At 52.2% G+C, this 15,733-nt stretch carries 20 protein-coding genes; 2 read left to right on the top strand and 18 right to left on the bottom strand.

Translation table 11 applies throughout. The features are described from left to right. The first annotated feature begins 416 nt into the window (after nt 1–416). Complete coding sequence (locus Psfp_RS22135) at nt 417–578, top strand: hypothetical protein (protein WP_243120469.1); 162 nt, start codon at nt 417–419, stop codon at nt 576–578. Between the two features lie 89 nt (nt 579–667). Here the strand turns inward: Psfp_RS22135 and Psfp_RS22130 are convergent, their stop codons facing one another. Then, nucleotides 668–1,009, bottom strand: coding sequence for a TnpV protein (locus tag Psfp_RS22130; protein ID WP_243120468.1), 342 nt, complete (start codon nt 1,007–1,009; stop codon nt 668–670). Between Psfp_RS22130 and Psfp_RS22125 the strand changes: the two genes are divergently transcribed. Continuing rightward, entirely contained in the window at nt 1,008–1,229 is a 222-nt protein-coding gene (locus Psfp_RS22125; RefSeq protein WP_243120467.1) for a hypothetical protein, read from the top strand. The genes Psfp_RS22130 and Psfp_RS22125 overlap by 2 nt on opposite strands. Before the next feature lie 631 nt (nt 1,230–1,860). On the opposite strand, the gene Psfp_RS04055 is transcribed toward Psfp_RS22125, so the two are convergent. The 17 genes from Psfp_RS04055 to Psfp_RS03980 form a co-directional block, all read right to left on the bottom strand. Beyond that, nucleotides 1,861–2,127, bottom strand: coding sequence for a helix-turn-helix domain-containing protein (locus tag Psfp_RS04055; RefSeq protein ID WP_134217270.1), 267 nt, complete (start codon nt 2,125–2,127; stop codon nt 1,861–1,863). Nucleotides 2,128–2,160: 33 nt separating this feature from the next. Next, nucleotides 2,161–2,787: a YodL domain-containing protein gene (locus tag Psfp_RS21470; RefSeq protein ID WP_192895257.1), complete on the bottom strand. Its 627-nt coding sequence runs from the start codon at nt 2,785–2,787 to the stop codon at nt 2,161–2,163. 4 nt (nt 2,788–2,791) lie between these two features. After that, complete coding sequence (locus Psfp_RS04045) at nt 2,792–3,400, bottom strand: hypothetical protein (protein WP_134217269.1); 609 nt, start codon at nt 3,398–3,400, stop codon at nt 2,792–2,794. Nucleotides 3,401–3,582: 182 nt separating this feature from the next. Then, nucleotides 3,583–3,996, bottom strand: coding sequence for an A24 family peptidase (locus Psfp_RS04040; protein WP_134217268.1), 414 nt, complete (start codon nt 3,994–3,996; stop codon nt 3,583–3,585). 1 nt (nt 3,997) lies between these two features. Next, a complete protein-coding gene (locus Psfp_RS04035; protein WP_134217267.1) occupies nt 3,998–7,120 on the bottom strand; it encodes a hypothetical protein in 3,123 nt (1,040 codons plus the stop codon). Further along, on the bottom strand, nt 7,117–7,602 hold the full coding sequence (locus Psfp_RS04030) for a hypothetical protein (protein ID WP_243120465.1): 486 nt from the start codon (nt 7,600–7,602) through the stop codon (nt 7,117–7,119). The genes Psfp_RS04035 and Psfp_RS04030 overlap by 4 nt, the downstream gene beginning before the upstream one ends. A gap of 21 nt (nt 7,603–7,623) precedes the next feature. Continuing rightward, entirely contained in the window at nt 7,624–8,109 is a 486-nt protein-coding gene (locus Psfp_RS04025) for a DUF4320 family protein (RefSeq protein WP_134217266.1), read from the bottom strand. 47 nt (nt 8,110–8,156) lie between these two features. Continuing rightward, nucleotides 8,157–8,366: a hypothetical protein gene (locus Psfp_RS04020; protein ID WP_099082892.1), complete on the bottom strand. Its 210-nt coding sequence runs from the start codon at nt 8,364–8,366 to the stop codon at nt 8,157–8,159. An 80-nt stretch (nt 8,367–8,446) separates the two neighbouring features. Further along, a complete protein-coding gene (locus Psfp_RS04015) occupies nt 8,447–8,644 on the bottom strand; it encodes a hypothetical protein (protein ID WP_134217265.1) in 198 nt (65 codons plus the stop codon). 111 nt (nt 8,645–8,755) lie between these two features. Then, nucleotides 8,756–9,661 carry a hypothetical protein gene (locus Psfp_RS04010; RefSeq protein ID WP_243120464.1) on the bottom strand — a complete coding sequence of 302 codons (906 nt, stop codon included), beginning with the start codon at nt 9,659–9,661 and terminating at the stop codon, nt 8,756–8,758. Between the two features lie 16 nt (nt 9,662–9,677). After that, the gene (locus Psfp_RS04005; protein ID WP_134217264.1) at nt 9,678–10,592 is read right to left on the bottom strand and encodes a hypothetical protein; all 915 of its coding nucleotides are present in this window, start codon (nt 10,590–10,592) and stop codon (nt 9,678–9,680) included. Beyond that, nucleotides 10,589–11,980 (bottom strand): ATPase, T2SS/T4P/T4SS family, encoded by a 1,392-nt coding sequence (locus Psfp_RS04000; protein WP_134217263.1) that lies wholly within the window; start codon nt 11,978–11,980, stop codon nt 10,589–10,591. Before Psfp_RS04000 ends, Psfp_RS04005 begins: the two co-directional genes overlap by 4 nt. Next, complete coding sequence (locus Psfp_RS03995) at nt 11,977–12,714, bottom strand: cobalamin biosynthesis protein CobQ (RefSeq protein WP_134217262.1); 738 nt, start codon at nt 12,712–12,714, stop codon at nt 11,977–11,979. Before Psfp_RS03995 ends, Psfp_RS04000 begins: the two co-directional genes overlap by 4 nt. Further along, the gene (gene cpaB / locus Psfp_RS03990; protein WP_134217261.1) at nt 12,704–13,414 is read right to left on the bottom strand and encodes a Flp pilus assembly protein CpaB; all 711 of its coding nucleotides are present in this window, start codon (nt 13,412–13,414) and stop codon (nt 12,704–12,706) included. The genes Psfp_RS03995 and cpaB overlap by 11 nt, the downstream gene beginning before the upstream one ends. Before the next feature lie 278 nt (nt 13,415–13,692). Next, entirely contained in the window at nt 13,693–13,866 is a 174-nt protein-coding gene (locus Psfp_RS21465) for a hypothetical protein (protein ID WP_192895256.1), read from the bottom strand. Nucleotides 13,867–13,952: 86 nt separating this feature from the next. Next, nucleotides 13,953–14,924 (bottom strand): ParB/RepB/Spo0J family partition protein, encoded by a 972-nt coding sequence (locus Psfp_RS03985; protein WP_134217260.1) that lies wholly within the window; start codon nt 14,922–14,924, stop codon nt 13,953–13,955. Continuing rightward, nucleotides 14,845–15,669 carry an AAA family ATPase gene (locus tag Psfp_RS03980; RefSeq protein ID WP_134217259.1) on the bottom strand — a complete coding sequence of 275 codons (825 nt, stop codon included), beginning with the start codon at nt 15,667–15,669 and terminating at the stop codon, nt 14,845–14,847. The genes Psfp_RS03985 and Psfp_RS03980 overlap by 80 nt, the downstream gene beginning before the upstream one ends. Between the last annotated feature and the right edge of the window lie 64 nt (nt 15,670–15,733).

The raw sequence follows: 15,733 nt of genomic DNA, 5'->3' as shown, positions 1-15,733 counted from the left end.
TTATCCAATCCGATTTCGTTGGTGAGGGCGATTCCCTTGCTGTCGTGCCATTCGTCGATATGGGTGCCAACCAAGACGGGATAGCGCCCGCCCGTACCATACTCATTTTTTAGAAAATCGGCGTTTTCTTTCGCGGAGGCGTTTTGCTGGAAGTGCAGATAAATCCGGTACTTTCCGTCCTGCACACCGCTTCCTTGCCGCAAAACCGCGTCAATGGCTTCCTGGGGGATGGAAAAAGCGGAGGTTTTTTCGTCCTCCGCCTGCTGGATCAGGCTCATTTGCTGCTGCATGGAGGGCAAGGCCGGTGGCTCGTCAAGAAATTCGTTTAGTAATATCATGCTGGCAAAGTGCCCGGCGATGACGCCCCAATCATAGTAGCTCTGGGATGTTTTTTCGGAAAAACTGCCTTCCCAAAGATGCAGGACGTTCTGATAGGTCTTGTATCCGACGCGCTGATCCGCACCGATGAAAAGCTCCGTGCGGTCATTGTTAAAAATGCTTTTGATGTATTTGGTTCGCTCGTTGCTGTCCTCATGGGCGGCGAAAAAATCAACGATTTCCTGCTTTGTCGCTTGTAAGTGCGGGGTGGAGCGCAGGATTTCGTTGATAAGAGGGGTGGAATGAAAAAACGGAAGACTCTTGTCCTCCGTTCCTCGGTCATACCATTCTAATTGTAAATCAACTCTGTCAGTACCGATTCCTCGGCCTGGTGCTTGAGGCTGTTCATGTGGCCTACCCAGGCCATCTGATCGCTCGTTTTGTCCGGCGCGGGGCTCATTTCCAGAAGCTGCGCCGTGATCCGCTCGACGCGCTCCCTCGCCGTCCGGTCGATTTCCGCCAGGTGGCCGTCCAGTTTGCCCGACAGCATCAGGCTGGCGTACATTCCTTTCTGGTGGTTTTTCAGGTATGTTCTGCGCAACATCCCATATTTGCCGATGTGCGTTTGTTCTTCCGGCAGGGCCAGGTCGGGTATCAGATAATCGCCCTGCCGTGTGTAGGTCAGTTCCATGCTCACCGCTCCTTTCATCAATTTGCTTTACGCTTTTATTGTGCGCCGGTCCTCGACTTTTGGCAAATGTGCGGCTTTGGCTTCGCTCCGCTTTTTGCAAGTCCTTGACCGTGGCTTCGATTTCCCGCAGGAGCATTTCGGCTATGTCGCTGGTGGCCGCGCCCAAGCGGGAAACGGTATTCAACGTATTGAAGCTAATAACGCTCTGGAAATCCTCTAAAGTCAGATATTTGTCGGCGGGATAGCCGCAACGGGTTAAGAGCATGCAGGCCACGGAGATTTTGAGCGTATCCTTAAAGACAACCTTTATATTGAGGTCGTCCACATCTTCAAGAACGCTATTCTCCCGGTAATCTATCAGTTCGGAAAGGTAATCGGAAAAATTATCTTCCACAGCATTCTGCGCTGCGGAAATGAGCGCGGCGGGCAAATTGGTCTTGTCGTCCAGCTCCCCAAAGGTGTTTTCCAGGGATTCCATTACCGCTTCGGCATATTTGTCCCGCATTTCCCACAGTGGGATAGGACGGTTGTAGCGGCTGTTGGTGTCGCTCACGTCAAACACATGGCGGAGCCTTAACCGGCCTCCGCTGTCGTCAATGAGGGCAATGCCCTTCGCGCCTTTGTTTACCCAGCGTCCCAGTTTTTCGTTCCACACTTCAATGGAAGCGCAGGCCGTCGCATCGGGTCGCTGTACGTAAATCAAAAGCTGATCCTGAAACGGATATTTGTAACTCCAGGCCGCGGTTTTCAGGAAGGAGATCCAGTTGGCATGGCTTCTGGTGACACTGCGGGCTGTCCTTTCGGAAAGCTCTGTAATCAGTTGCAGCTTGGTTGCCAATGCGCATCCCTCCCTATTTTAATGTATATTGGTTGGACAGCCTGCCGCCGTCTTCGGAGTACCGGGGAACAATGCTGATCATGTCCACCCGCCTCAAACGATTCAGATTGCGGCTGGTGGCCGAACGGGAAAGCCCCACGCTTTGGGCAAGGTTTTTGATGGATATGACCACACTGTGGTGGCGTCCTCCCGCCATATCCAGCAGGTAGCAGTAGAGGAGCTTGGCCGACGCGGGGGCGTGGAGGCCCGCGCACAGCCTGTATCTGGTCAGATCGTTCATGTTTTCCCTCCCTCCTTAAGAAAGTACGTGGCTTCAACGTTCCGGCTCGTGCCGTTTTTTCGGGATAGTGGGCTGTGGTGCATCCTCGTCTTTTTCCTGTTGCCGTTCCCGCCGATCTATATATAAAAACTGCGGGACTTCCTTAAAGCCAGTATCCACATAATAAGCGGTTGCTTTTCCGTCACGGTTTATTACGATTACATCACTCATAGACAACGAACGCATCCTATCTCCAAATGGGCGGTTATCCATGTTATGTTTCGCATATAGGTGGTCTAAGGACATGTTGGGAGCAAGCATCCCTGCGTACATTCGCGTATAATCACTTCTGCTGATTTTTGGGGAGGCCTCCGCATAGGAGCGGAAACAATAATCCGTACTCCGTACATCTTTGATCTGATAAATTTCATAGGTGCCAAAAATATCACCTTTTTGCATAACCTCCGGTGCATAAATTGTGCCGTTGCGCTCCATAATTTCGGCAAATTCGCAGATGTGAAAAACACGATATCCGATTTTGGCGTGGCATTCATCCATATATTGACAAGGGCGAATGATTGTTTCTCCGTCAAAAAGGGTTAAGGCCACATTCCCGCCATCCGGTATGGAAAACAAGTCTTTGTAGCTGCTGTCGATAAAACGTATCATTTTTTTATCCATAAATTTATCGCTCCTGTACTTGTTTTTTGTGCTTGGCCTGTTGCCCGGCCAGTATCTGTTTTAGCTGTTCCTTTGCCCAATCGGGTATATATTCGGTTTTCAGAACGCCCAGGATATCCTCCCGATTCCAGCGGGATTCCTTGCCGGAGTAAAGATTGACGGTGTAGACCGCCCGGCCTCTGGCATTGGCATAAGTGCCAAAGCCGCCCACGGCCAGCACAAGCTGATTATCGGCGGTGCGGTATTCAGGACGCAGGCGCTCCGTCCTGATGACCACAACCTTGTTTTCAATGCTTTCGCCGTAATTGTTTGGTGTGCAATGTTCCGGTGTGAAGGGCGGAAGTGGGACGGTAATTTTATCCCGTTCCGCTTTAACCGCCTCAAGCTGCGCCTGCACCCGGTTGGTAAACTCGGTCATCATTTCCAAGTAGTCGTCGCTTCCGGCAGCGTCAAAAAATTGCTCGATGCCCAACGGGTTATCCCAGTTGCAGTCGCATACCAGGTACGGACAATCGGATTTCCCGTCGTCAACCGCAAAAAGGATTTCTCTATCACCAACATGGATGGCGTGTATTACCTCGTAGGTATCCACCATGCGTTTTTTTTCAGTCATTTGTAGGTTCACGCTCCTTTACGGGCAGCGGAAAAGGGGCGGTTATCCGTCCTTTTTCCGCAGGTCCGTTATTTCTCTTTCCGCTTGAGGTGCAGGTACACTGTGCCGCCGATAATCACCAGGCAAAGCACGACGGCTAAAATCGTTTTCAACTCCACAAAAAACACTCCCTTGTATTTAAGTCAGCAGGTCAGTCCGTATATAAAAAGAACACCGGCATATATAAAAAAGCCGATGCACAAAAAGACGGCCAACGGTACGCTCCTTTGCCGGGTTGCCTTTGCATAGACGCAGGCGGGGGGCAAAGCGAAAAGGAGGATGGCCGCCAGCGCGTTCAGGCCAAAGCAAAACCCCAGCGCTGCCGTCAGCTTTATATCACCCCCGCCCACGCCTCCGTATTTCACGGCCAGAAAAAGTAGGCAAGCACCCGGCAGCAGAAATCCCGCAATTCGCTGGGCCGGGGCCGGTTCTGGAAACAAAAAAGCGGATACGCCGCCGATTGTAAGGATTATTATCCATGTCCAGTCGGGGATAATCCGCTTTTTCCAATCCATAAAAGCCGCCCACAGGAGAGGGATAACACAAAACGGCAGCATATCAATTTCCCACGGTGGTATCATCGTCGTACATGCTGTCCACCACATAGATTTTCAGTTCCCCTCCGGTAGTCCACTTGGACAGCGTTCCCGCAGGCGTGTGCACATCGGTCACAAGGAGCTGTACGATGTAATCCCTGAAATCCGGGAACCAGACCGGGATGTACTGCTTCCTATAGCGGAAGGGAGAGGAGGGATTCTCCCGGAAAATAAATTGCCCGCCTTCCTTTACCAAGGGGATGGCGGTTTCATAGCGGTGTTCGGGCAAATAGACCTCCGCCGTCTGCGGGGCGGTAATCAGCTCCGGCCGGTCGTAGTTGGTGTTCACAGTGGCCGTGACGCGGATGGCATAGCCATAGCCCGATTTGAGATAACCTTTGGCTTTGGTGTCATAGTCCAGCGTGGCATTTACCCGTAATTCGGCGTAAAACTGCCGCCATACAAACTGACCGTTTTCATATCGTTGCTCCCACCATGTCACCCTGGGCTGTTCATTTCTTTGGGGCGGGTCGGGCAACGCCCGGCTTTCCTCCGGTGCCTCATAGGTTACGTTTTTAATGACGGCCTGTTGGGTATAGGTGTTGTTGGCGGTGGAGGTTTCATGATCCAAAATCTTATCGGGGTTGATGGTGGCAATCAGGGTGATGTTTTTATCTGTCTGGACGCTCGGAGTATCCCATCTGACTGATACGACATTCCAGGTGTCCTTTTCCATCACTATCGTGTTGATGCGCTTTGAAAAAGCTAATTCCGGGATTTCAAACAGCACGATGACGTTTTGCCCCGGTGTAAAGTCGAGGCTTCCACGGTTGGAAACCTTGACGGTGGTAATGACCGATTGATTTTCTTTGTATCGGTCGGGAGTGATGCGCTGCACGTCCAGGTCATAGGGGCGCTCCAATACCGCGATCTCCGCCGCTGCCTGGTTGTTGCCCATGTTGGTGTCTTTGTAGTCCACGGGCGGCGATACCTGTGCCGAAAGCCGGATGATTGTTCCTTTTTCGCCTGCCGTGCCGGTAATAAGGAAGGATTTCTTTTCATAGGCTTTGAAATTGGCCGTGGCGGGCACGGCGGAAACCGCCTTGCCGTCGATGGTGACATTCAGGCCCACATCAGTTAATGCCTTACCGGTGGAGTTGGCAAAGTATGCGGTAAAGTCGTATTCCTCCTGTTGGTAGGCTATCGGCGGCGATGACAGATTGACCCATACGTCGCACAGCAGGTTATCCGGGTTATCGGGATTATTGGGATCATCCGGATCGTCGGGATTGCCGGGTTCCTCGGGATTATCAGGGTTATCGGGGTTCGGCGGATTATCCGGGCTGTCAGCAGGTTTTTCCACTACCGTGATGCTTGAAATCGCGGTGTTGTTGATTGGATTTTCATCTGTCAATCCATTTGGTGCTGTGATATTGGCCCACAGGCGGTATACCTCGCCCGCGTTCCCCGCCGTGCCCGTGACGGTAAAGGATTTGGTTTCCTGCGGCTTGAAGTCAGCCGTTTTTGGAATTTGCGACAGCGTATTTTCATTGCGTTTCCCCTTCAAGGGTACAGCTTTCAGGTCCATATCGGAATGATTGGGAAAGCTCACGGTAAAGCTGTAAGCCTCATGCTCGTAAACCGTGGGCGGGGCCAGGATGCTTGCCGACAGGTCGCAGGATTCCTTCAGGACGGGCGGTTCGTCCGGGGGATTGCCGGGGTCGCTGGGATTGTCCGGGTTATCCGGCTGGTCGGGCTGGTCTCCGGGCTCGGGCGTTGCTTCGGGCGCGGGGTCAACGATTTTGATCACCGCCGTGGCGGTATTGTTGCTAAGATTGCCGTCATGGAAGCCCTCCGGCACACCGATGTTGGCCCACAAATGGATTTCACCGGCGGCGGTGTCGGCGGTTCGTTTGACAACATAGGTTTGGCTTGTATTGGGCTGGAAGTCCCGCACAGCAGGAATTTCCTCTATCAGAACGCCGTCCGTCGCACCTTTAAGGGGCACGTCATAGGCGGGACTCTTTCCGCTGTTCATGTAAATGACGGTGAAGGAATAATCGTCGCCCCGGTTCACCATGGCCGGGGCGCGGATGGCAACCGACAGGTCGTTCCCGTCACATGCTTTAAACTTAAAATAGAAGTCGGCGGCGGGAATCTGATAATGGATTTTCTGCGTGATTTCGGTCCGGGTTGCGCTTTCCCCATCGGTGTATTCCGCAGTTTCCGGCGTGTAGTCCCATTCCAGGCCGCAATAAATGAAGTTGCGGGAAAGCGAAATATCGTCTTTGGCAAAGGTGACGGAGGTGGTCTGATAAGGGTAAAGCAGCTTCGGCACTCCTTTGTCTTGGGCGGTAAGCTTCCCGAAAATCTCCTGCTTGCTTTCGTCGCACCAGGTCGCTTCCACATCAATTTTCACCGGGGCCTGATAGGATAGCGCCGTATTGCCCGTGGTTTCAAAGGCAATCAGAGTTTGGGGCGTCCAGTCGAAACGGGTGGTCAGCGGTTCAAAACTCGTGCCCGTGTCATAGGTTCCGTAGATTTCACCCGTTGAAATATTGTGGATTTCCACCACCAGGCTTCCTTTTAGCGTGTAGGTGCCGCCGTCATGTTTGCCGATCCACCCGGAAATCCGTTCCCGTTCATGGTCGGCCACGGTGTTGGCGTTTATGAGGTCGATGCCTTGCGGCTCCGGGAAGGATTTCAACAGCGTTTCGCCCTCGTAGATTTCTTTCACGTTCATGCCGATGGTGCGGTATCGGGTGTCATAGGTCGCCCGGACTTGAAACACCACATTGGCCGTAACGACAAGAACGGCCCCCTGATCCGTTTGGGCGGTAATGGTGTAGGGGCCGCAAGCTTCCTTATTTTCAATCGTCAATGTGTAGTTTGGGGTTATCGCTTGGCTTTGGCCGCCATACTCCAGCCGGACCTCTGTGAGGCTGCCGGTTTTGGCCGTGGTGTTTATCGTAATCTGAGCCGGGAACTGCTCCACGGCAATCACTCCGCTTTCGCTTGCCAGGCTGTCTATGGGAGAAGCGATATTGATGGCAATGTCGCTCTCTGACAAAGCAAAGGCTTTGGCGGACAGCAGCAGGCAGCAGACAAGCACAAGTGGAATGGTAAAGATGAGCTTTTTAATCATGGGGAACCTCCTTCCTCAATGCGGATGTTGACGCTGGATATGGTGAAGGGTAGCCGGATCGTGCCGCTCAGAAAATTAAAGGCGCTGCGGGTTTTCAGCGTCCCGGTCAGCGTCAGGCCGGGTGGGCTGTCGGTGGCGTCGATGCGCTCAACTTCAAGCTGGTAAACCCACTGATTCCCGGCATACTTGTTTAGTTCAGAATCCAGCCCCATATTTTCGTACAAATAGGCGTACAGCATCTCTTGGGCCAGGGCGCTGTCCATCCGGGAATAGCCGTCCCGACGGTAATTGTCCCGCATGGCGTATTCCACGGAGCTGTTTACGCCCCGTTGAATGACGTACTCCGCTTGCTGGTAGAGACTTTCTATACGGAAGTATTCGCTTAGGATTACGGAAAGGGTTAGAATGAAAAAGACGAGGATCAGGATAAACAAAAAAACGTCGCCCTTCCGGTTGTTCATCATTCGCTTGAAATGGCCCACGGCTTTCCTCCTTTCCGGCGCTTATTCGGGCAGTTTCCAGTATTTCTCCGACATGCCGGTGATACTTACGCGCATGGGAATATGGATTTGAATGGGGGCCGTAAAGGACGGCCTGAAAAGGGTAAAGGCGTGGCTGTAGGTCATTGTGATGGTGAAAGTGTCCCTTAACTGGATTTTTTGGCTTTGCTCGTCGCAATATACCACGTCCTCGATGGTCATTTCCGGCGACAGGCCGGTTTGTTGCTTCAACCGATAAAACACGTCATAGGCGGGTTCGGCTATTTGCCCCTCCAGTTCAACCACGCGCACAACGCGCCGACACATGTGATTTAAATTCAAATAAGTGGTGAAAACGCCCAAAAAACTGATCACCGTGGCCATGAGCGTAATCACCACCAGGGTCTTGATGATCAGATCGAAATAGCTGCTGCCTTCTTTGTTCAGCAGCTTTGGAAAAGGCCGGGGGAGAGAAGCTCTCCCCCATAAGCCCCGGTGCTGTCTGTTCATTGGTCTTGCACCTCCCGCGTCTGCGGATATGCCTTTTGCGGCTTTCATCAGTTCAACAGGTTGGTGATTTTGGTGACGATGCTGTTCCAGATGGTGGTGATGGAGCCTTGATACAGGGTCATGAACACTGCGCCCACGACAACGACAATGAGCACCACGATGAGCCAGCCGGTCATTTGATCCCCGGACGGATTTGCCAGTACGTTTCGGGCTTTCAGGCCCGCCATTCTGATTTTGTTTTTTAAAGCAGTCATCATGATAAATACCTCCGTTTATTTTTTAGATTTGGGTTGAAAAGGGGAAGCAATGCTTCCCCTGCGCCGCCTTTTGGCTGCAATTAGTTCAAAAGGCCGGTGATTTTGGCAACGATGCTGTTCCAGATGTCGGTGATGGAACCCTGATACAGGGTCATGAAGATTGCGCCTACCACCACGACAACCAGCACCACAATCAGCCAGCCGGTTATTTGGTCGCCGGAGGGGTTTGCCAGCACGCTCTTGGCTTTTGCAAGAGCGTTTGCCATCCTCTTTCTCATGGAATTTCCTCCTTTCTTCGGTAATGATGGGGCTGCGGTTTTTTTCTTTTACATGTGCGCTCCCCCCTGAAAAATGGATTATTTGAAAGGGGTTTTCCCCGTTTCAGCGTGTTAAAAAAGCCCCCCCATTGCTCTGGTCATGTGGGAGCCGATAACGAACAACAAAGTAGCCAGGGTCACCGCTACCAGAGGGATGGACGCGATCTTGACCCTGCCGGGCAATTTATTCAGTTTTGTCTTCAGGGCTTCCCTGGCTTTGATGTCCATGTCTCGGGCAAGGTAGGCCAGAGCCTCCCCTTGATGCTCGCCCCGGTGCAGACCGATGAGGGCGTTAACGAGAAAGGAAATATCCGTCAGCCCCAGACGCGCGTTGAAGTTTCGCAGCGCGGCTTCAATGCTGATGGATTTCATCTCCAGGACCAGGATGGAAATGTCGTCATAAAACACATCGTTGGCAACGCGCAGGTAGTCCTCAAAAATTTGCACCAGGTCTACTTGGACGACTGTTTTTTGACCGTCCTGCCGCATATCGTCCAGCTTGTACAGGATGGAACGGATGAAACTCGGCATTTCCATTTCAATGCGGTTCTTTTTCGCTTTTAATTGATCTTTGAGGTCGGACGTGAAATGGAAATAGACGACCACCGCGAAGATGATGATTATCGATGCGATGCTTGCGGCACCCATTAACAAAAGGGGAATCAGGAGCAGCAGGGTGAAGGCGGCGCAGACGAGAGCCCTGGCCTGGTATTCCTGGGGCGTGAGGGCCAGCCCCCCGCGCCGCAGCATGGAGAGCATCCTTGCCTCCTGTACGGGATCGAGCCGGATCAGCCGGGCAACCGGCTTGACCAGGGGCATGACAAAGCGGTTCAGCAGCCGTTGGCCCGGCTTTTCTTTCTCGGTCTGCAAGTTTCTAAGGTTTTTCTTCATGTTGGCCCTGGGGATTTTCAAAAGCTCCCGGCAAATAAGAAATCCTGCCGCAAGCAGCAGGATGAAAATGATAATCTGGTAAAACAACGGTGAACCTCCTTTGCTATCTGTTGGAAGGTTTAGTCGCCTTCATGACGTAAAACGCCGTGCCAAGGGCGGTCAGCAGCATGAGGACAACCAGCAGTTTGCCGATGGCGGTTGTGGTCAGGATGGAAAACCATTCAGCATTTGAAAAGCGCATCATGGGAATGACGGAGAACATCAGGCCCGCCGTCAATAAGTAGTCCCGCCAGACGCGCACCATCATACCGTCGCTCTCCACCTGCATGGACTTGGCGTCGTTCATGGCCTTGACCACCGGGAACAGGGCGAACTTCAGCCGCCGGTCGTGGTGGCACAGGATAAGTATTTTGGTCCACTCGGCAAAATAGCGGTTGCGTATCTTGGCCGACAGACGGTACAGCCCGTGTTCGATGTTGGGATTGATGTATTTTATTTCCGAAACCAACTCGTCAAAGGGCGTGATGGTTCTCAGATGGGGCGGAAGGTAGCGGTTTTTTTCTTCAACGTACAGCTCGATGGCTTTGACAATATCGTCGCAGGAGGCATAGGCGTTGGTGATGACGGACATGGTGTTCTCCAATCCTTCTATTTCCTCCCGTGCCACCGTCGCGCTTTTTACGGTCAGGTAGATGTAGGGGGCGGGAAGCAGACATGCCGCCGCTACCGCCGCCAGGTCGGGGCTGTTAAACAGCATCATTCCGGCCAGAAAACCGCCTGCCGCCGCTGTCAGCATCATCATGAGGAATTTTTTTTGCGTGCAGCGGGTCTGGCGGAACAGGGTTTGCAGCCGGATGGCGATCCGCTCGGCGGTTTTCAGCTTTGCGCCTGCCAGATAGAGGCGGCGTTTTTTCAGCGGGTTCTGCTCTACCGCAAAAGGGTTCAGCTTGAGCAGCAGGAACAGGGCCAGGCTCACAAGAACGAATACCAGAATAAAGGATAGGTGAATCGGGTTCATGCGGGGCCTCCTTCCGCGAAGCGGCGGATCTCCTTTTGCGGGACGCCGCACACCAAGAGCTTTTCGGCCAGCGTTGGGGAGATGTTTCCCAAACGTTGGTGACTTCCAACAACCTTTGTAATCCTCCCAGCCTTATCCCGTTCATAGTGATCCACCACATATTTGAAAAGGGTGTCACCGGTGACTTCACCGTTCTGCACCCCGGTGGCTTCAAAAATCTCCATATATTTTCTCGAATGGTCCGGGAGCTGCATTTTGAAAAGCATGACCGGGAAGGCTTCCACGATGTTTTTCATTAGCCTTCCCTCGGATAATGAGGTTCCGGCTTCTAAACACATCGTCAAAATTCGGTCGTAAGCGGTTCTGGCGCTGTTGGCGTGCAACGAGCTAATAACCGTATGCCCCGTCCGTCCGGCTTCCTGAACCACCATAGCTTCCTTTCCCCGCATTTCGGCGGGGACAAGCAGGGTGGGATGGAGTCTCAGGGAGAGTTTCAGCAAATCCAGCAGGGTAATCTCATTCGGCGCTTCCTTTGTTAGGAGATGAACCACATCATTGAGCATTACGCCGTTTTCATCGTACTTGGCCAGCGATAATTCCCGCGTGTCCTCGATGGTAACGATGCGCTTCTCGGGAGCCACGGAGCTAAGGATGTAGCCCATATCCGCCGTTTTGCCGCTGCCGGTAGCTCCGGCAATGGCGATGGAAACGCCGTTGTTGACGCAGGTAGTTAAAAAGTCCAATTCCTCCGCCGTCGCCGTCCCCCAGCGAATCAGGTTCTGCCTGGTGATGAAAGACGGCTTTTGCTTGCGGATAGAGGCGATGGCCCCGGCATTCGCGTCAACACAGGGTTCTATTGCGCCCGACATTCTGACACCCCGTGAAATATAGCTGTCCCCGACAGGCTTGGAGCCGTCCAGGATCACGCCGCCAAACCTGCTCATTTTCCTGACGATGTTGGCGCAGGCTTCCGGGCTGCCGAAGGTTTCCGGCAGGCGCACTTTTTTATCTTTGTACTGCACCCAAACGCCGCTATAGCCGTTGACATTGATCTCCTCAGTATCGGGGTCCTGCAAATAGGGGGATAAAAGCCCCACAAAGGCCATGTCGTTATACACCGCGTCCACCAGCTCGGAAATGTTCCGCAGGTCTTTGGACACCAACTGCTCACTGTTCAAGTAGCGCATAATCAGGTCTTTGAGCTTGGCTTCCGCCTCCTGGGAGTACAGGACCTGGGCCAGCTCCGTGGAATGATTTTGAGCAATGATCCGTTGCAGTCTGTCTAATATTTCACCGTAGTCCCGCGCTTCCAGGCTGCTTTCCTCGGTGGCGGAGCGCCGCTTATTAGCGTGGTAGATCAGGTCATGGATGGAAAACCGGCTGTTCATGGCTTCCCACCTCCGCAGATTCTGTCCGCAATCTGTTCCAACACCTTGCCGTAATCCCGGCAGGCCCGGTCGCGGTGGAAATACAAAGGCGTTCCGGCGTTTTGCAGCTCGCTGGCTCGCTTGACGTAAGGCAGCTCAAAGGAAAAGGAAAGACCAGTCATCTCCCGGTAGGTCTGATCGTCGAATTCGCCGTCCGGCGCTTGCAGGATATGGATTTGCTTTTCCGCTATGTGCAGTTCCCGCACAAAATCGGAAACGCCCTGCTGCCACATCTGCGCAGAAATGGAGGGTCGGTGCAGGGTGCAGATTGTTTCCGCCAGCCACAGGCCCACGCTTGACACCGGGTTTGTCAGCTCTGCGGCTTCGTCGATGACCAGAATGTCGAACGCTACGGATGCCGCGTTTATCATTTGTTCCACCTGCGCAAGGGTTACGGTGTCACAGAGAAGCCCGGTATACCGGGTGGGAGCAGACAGGAAAAATAGGTTTTTGCTCTCCCCCGACTCCGCGAATTTCTCCCCGATGTTGGGGTTGTCTTCGCTTAGTGCCCGGAACAGGCCCTTATCCGGGGGGACATTCTGGCCGAAGAAGATTTGCAGCTCTCCGAAGACCAAATTGGAAGAAATGAGGCCCACCAATTGATCACGGGTGGAAAGGGCGCAGGCCAGGTTGCTTGCGAAGGTGCTTTTTCCGCTGTTGCTGCCGCCCCAGACGGCGATGATTTTACTGCTCACGGCTTACACCCCGTTTCTCAAAGACCAAATGCAGTTTGCCGGTGTATTCAGCCTGGATAAGCCTCTCCGCTTGCGCTTCGGTGACAATCAGTGTCACGGCTTTCACGATGGGGTCTCCGGTGGAGGACTGGCTTTCGGCCTGCTGCTTCCGGACCTGGGAAGCATCCTGGGCACGGGCATTTTCTGCGCTGTAAACCTCAAGCCCTTGCAATTCGGGATAGATGATCACCTGCGGAGAGGCGCTTTGGCCGTTGGGTGATTTATCTGTAAACACGGCCACCGTTACGATATCGCCGCTTCTCAGGTGGGAGGATAATCCCGCCGCGATGCTGGGCACGCTGATAGTAACTAGGCGCTGATTATTTGCGGCAATGCGGTCAAGCAGCTCGCTAGCAATCGTTCCGCCTAGTTTTTGCGGAAACAAAAAATCCCCCTTGGTAATGTCCGTCTGGGCGATTTTTCTAATAATCAGGGACTTGTCATTCATGACATCCTCCGGCAGGCCATAGCTTCCGACTTCCGCTGAAACAAGGTGTTTGTCCTGAATTTCCGTCCCTGACGGGATGTCCTGCGCCGCTCTTAACACCATGACCGTTGCACTTTTGCTTTCGTAAAAGCGAGGCAGGAGCAAAAAAGAAACGCCCGCCGCTAGGATTAGGCAAAGGGCGCTTAAAAATATCCGATTCTTGAGTAGTTTCAAATTGTTCTGTTCCTCCTTTCGAGTTTTTAAAATAGGGGGAAGGGGAGGTTCTACCTGCCGAAAAAGAAAGGGGGCTGACTTTCATGTATATTGTTCTTTTTCTTTGCGGCAGGCTTATTTGGTGACGTATGGATTTCAAGAATATTACCCCAGCCGAAGAGCAACGTATTTTTTTCGGCAGGTAAGTTTTTCAGAGAAAGGTGTGGAGAGGGGGATGAAGAAAAGGCGGCGCTGTCTGCACTTTTCGTAAGCTACCCCCTTGGTGTAAAACCACTTTTTTAATCATCGAATATGACGCACTTTTTTTTGCCGCATTTTCCTTTATACTCGTCAAAGTGCAGACAATGCTTGCAATCCCGTTCCTCCGCCACTTTAACGGGTTTGCGGTCATGTCCCGGTTTTTCCTGCATCATGCGTTCGTATGCGCGCAGAGGGCCTTCTGTAAAGTGCATGAAAGCACCTCCTTTCAAAAGAAGGCACAAAAAAACCCCTCATTCATTAAAGAAGGGATTGCTGTACGTAGCGGTCAAATACCGATTTATCGTTCTTGCTCCCGCTGCCGCTTTTTGTACCAGCTTTCAAGCAACTGAACGATTAGGTCCTCTTTCTGTTTTTCGGTAAAGCTACTGGGGAAAAACCGGTCAATGCGCTCCCGTTGGATATTGAATTTTTCCTTTTGATTCGGTTTCTCCTCAGTGAGAATAGAAAAAATAACATCCACACTCAATCGTCCGTCCTGACTGAGCTTTTTCATCCGTTGTGCCTGCGCCAAGGACGGGGTGCATTCCTCCGACTGCATGGTGTTGTACAGGTCTTGTTGTTCGTTTTCGGCCAGGTAGGAAAGCTCCACAGCAGGGTTAAAGGCGATTTGCTTTTCGTCCACCATTTCAAGAATGGAGGGAAGCAGGGAGGTAAGGCGGATATATCGGGAAATTTGATTGCGGCTTTCTCCTACTTGTTCCGCAAGTATTTCCCGTGATTCTTTTCCGTCTAACTTCCGCCCAAGTTGGGCGGAAGTTAAATCCGTTCTTTCTCCTTGGCGTTTCATGGCTTCTAATTTCATTTTGTAGGCAAAGGCTTTTTCACTTGGAGAAATGCTTTCCCTTTGCAGATTGCTGTCAACCATAATAATAGTGGCCTGGTCGTCTTCCAGTTCACGGACAATGCAGGGCATTGTTTCCTTGCCTGCAAGCTCACTTGCCTTTTTGCGCCGGTGTCCGGCCACCATTTCATAGCCGCCGTCCGCTTTGGGCCGCACAAGGCCAGGGACTAAAACACCGTACTGCTTTACGCTGTCTGCCATTTCCAGCATGTCTTCATCTGCTTTCACCTTAAACGGGTGATTGGGAAAATCACTGATTTCCGATAGGGGAATGTCCAGCACCTTTTCACGCTGATTATCTGTGCGGCTTTCCTCGGTGGTGAACAGGTCATCTACTGAGGCCAGCTTGATGCTGTCTCTTGCGCTGCTTTTCGCCAATGTTCTGCACCTCCTTTGTAAAGGCTTCATAGGCTTTTGCCGCTATTCCTTGCGGGTCATAAGCATAAATACTCTTACCTTTTTCGCTGGTTTCTGCCGCACGGATAGACAGGGGAATTTCTGATTTAAAAACATTCAGTTTGTCGCCATAATCACGGCGCAGAACAAAAGAAATATCCTTGGCAAAGTTGGTACGGGTATCTACCATCGTCGGAAGAATACCGTCAATAGTCAGTTTGGGATTAATTTGCTTACGTACCCTGGCAATGGTCTGTAAAAGCTGTGTCATTCCTTTGGCAGGCAGGTAGTGGGCTTGAACAGGAATAATTACGCTGTCTGCCGCAGCGAGAGCGTTGATGGTCAACATGCCCAAACTCGGCATACAGTCGATCAGCACATAATCATACCTGTTTCTTACGGTGTTGATGTAGCTGCGCAACACTGTTTCCCGGCTCATGGTATTGACGAGGGATACCTCAATGGCCGACAGTTCGATGTTGCCCGGCATGAGATCAACACCTTCCGCATGGCGGAGGATACCCTCGTCCGGCGTATAGGGTTCTTCAAGAATGACTTTTGATAGGATGGTAGCCAACGAAACGGGTATCTCATGCGGTTCCTTATAGCCCAATGAATCCGTTAGGTTCCCTTGCGCGTCCGCGTCCACCAAAAGCACCTTGTTTCCCTGCATTGCAAGGCCGATACCCAGATTGACCGTTGTGGTCGTTTTGCCCGTCCCGCCTTTTTGGTTGGCAAGGGCAATTACTTTTGACACTAAAATTTCCTCCTTTCATGTAAAAAAGCCACTTGCTCTATAACAGAAATAGAGCAAGTAGCTT

It is taken from the genome of Pelotomaculum sp. FP, from assembly GCF_004369245.1.
GTDB lineage: Bacteria > Bacillota > Desulfotomaculia > Desulfotomaculales > Pelotomaculaceae > Pelotomaculum_C > Pelotomaculum_C schinkii.
Note: the sequence above shows the minus strand (reverse complement) of the source record. Positions and strands in the feature narration are given on the sequence as shown.

Coding starts and splice junctions, on each gene's coding strand:
- Psfp_RS04015 (WP_134217265.1), bottom strand. CDS start 8,644: ATGAGAAAGAGGATGGCAAACGCTCTTGCAAAAGCCAAGAGCGTGCTG.
- Psfp_RS22130 (WP_243120468.1), bottom strand. CDS start 1,009: ATGGAACTGACCTACACACGGCAGGGCGATTATCTGATACCCGACCTG.
- Psfp_RS04020 (WP_099082892.1), bottom strand. CDS start 8,366: ATGATGACTGCTTTAAAAAACAAAATCAGAATGGCGGGCCTGAAAGCC.
- Psfp_RS04035 (WP_134217267.1), bottom strand. CDS start 7,120: ATGATTAAAAAGCTCATCTTTACCATTCCACTTGTGCTTGTCTGCTGC.
- Psfp_RS04025 (WP_134217266.1), bottom strand. CDS start 8,109: ATGAACAGACAGCACCGGGGCTTATGGGGGAGAGCTTCTCTCCCCCGG.
- Psfp_RS22135 (WP_243120469.1), top strand. CDS start 417: ATGCAGGACGTTCTGATAGGTCTTGTATCCGACGCGCTGATCCGCACC.
- Psfp_RS22125 (WP_243120467.1), top strand. CDS start 1,008: ATGCTCACCGCTCCTTTCATCAATTTGCTTTACGCTTTTATTGTGCGC.
- Psfp_RS04055 (WP_134217270.1), bottom strand. CDS start 2,127: ATGAACGATCTGACCAGATACAGGCTGTGCGCGGGCCTCCACGCCCCC.
- Psfp_RS04005 (WP_134217264.1), bottom strand. CDS start 10,592: ATGAACCCGATTCACCTATCCTTTATTCTGGTATTCGTTCTTGTGAGC.
- Psfp_RS04045 (WP_134217269.1), bottom strand. CDS start 3,400: ATGACTGAAAAAAAACGCATGGTGGATACCTACGAGGTAATACACGCC.
- Psfp_RS03985 (WP_134217260.1), bottom strand. CDS start 14,924: ATGAAGCCTTTACAAAGGAGGTGCAGAACATTGGCGAAAAGCAGCGCA.
- Psfp_RS21465 (WP_192895256.1), bottom strand. CDS start 13,866: ATGCACTTTACAGAAGGCCCTCTGCGCGCATACGAACGCATGATGCAG.
- Psfp_RS04040 (WP_134217268.1), bottom strand. CDS start 3,996: ATGCTGCCGTTTTGTGTTATCCCTCTCCTGTGGGCGGCTTTTATGGAT.
- Psfp_RS21470 (WP_192895257.1), bottom strand. CDS start 2,787: ATGGATAAAAAAATGATACGTTTTATCGACAGCAGCTACAAAGACTTG.
- Psfp_RS04000 (WP_134217263.1), bottom strand. CDS start 11,980: ATGAACAGCCGGTTTTCCATCCATGACCTGATCTACCACGCTAATAAG.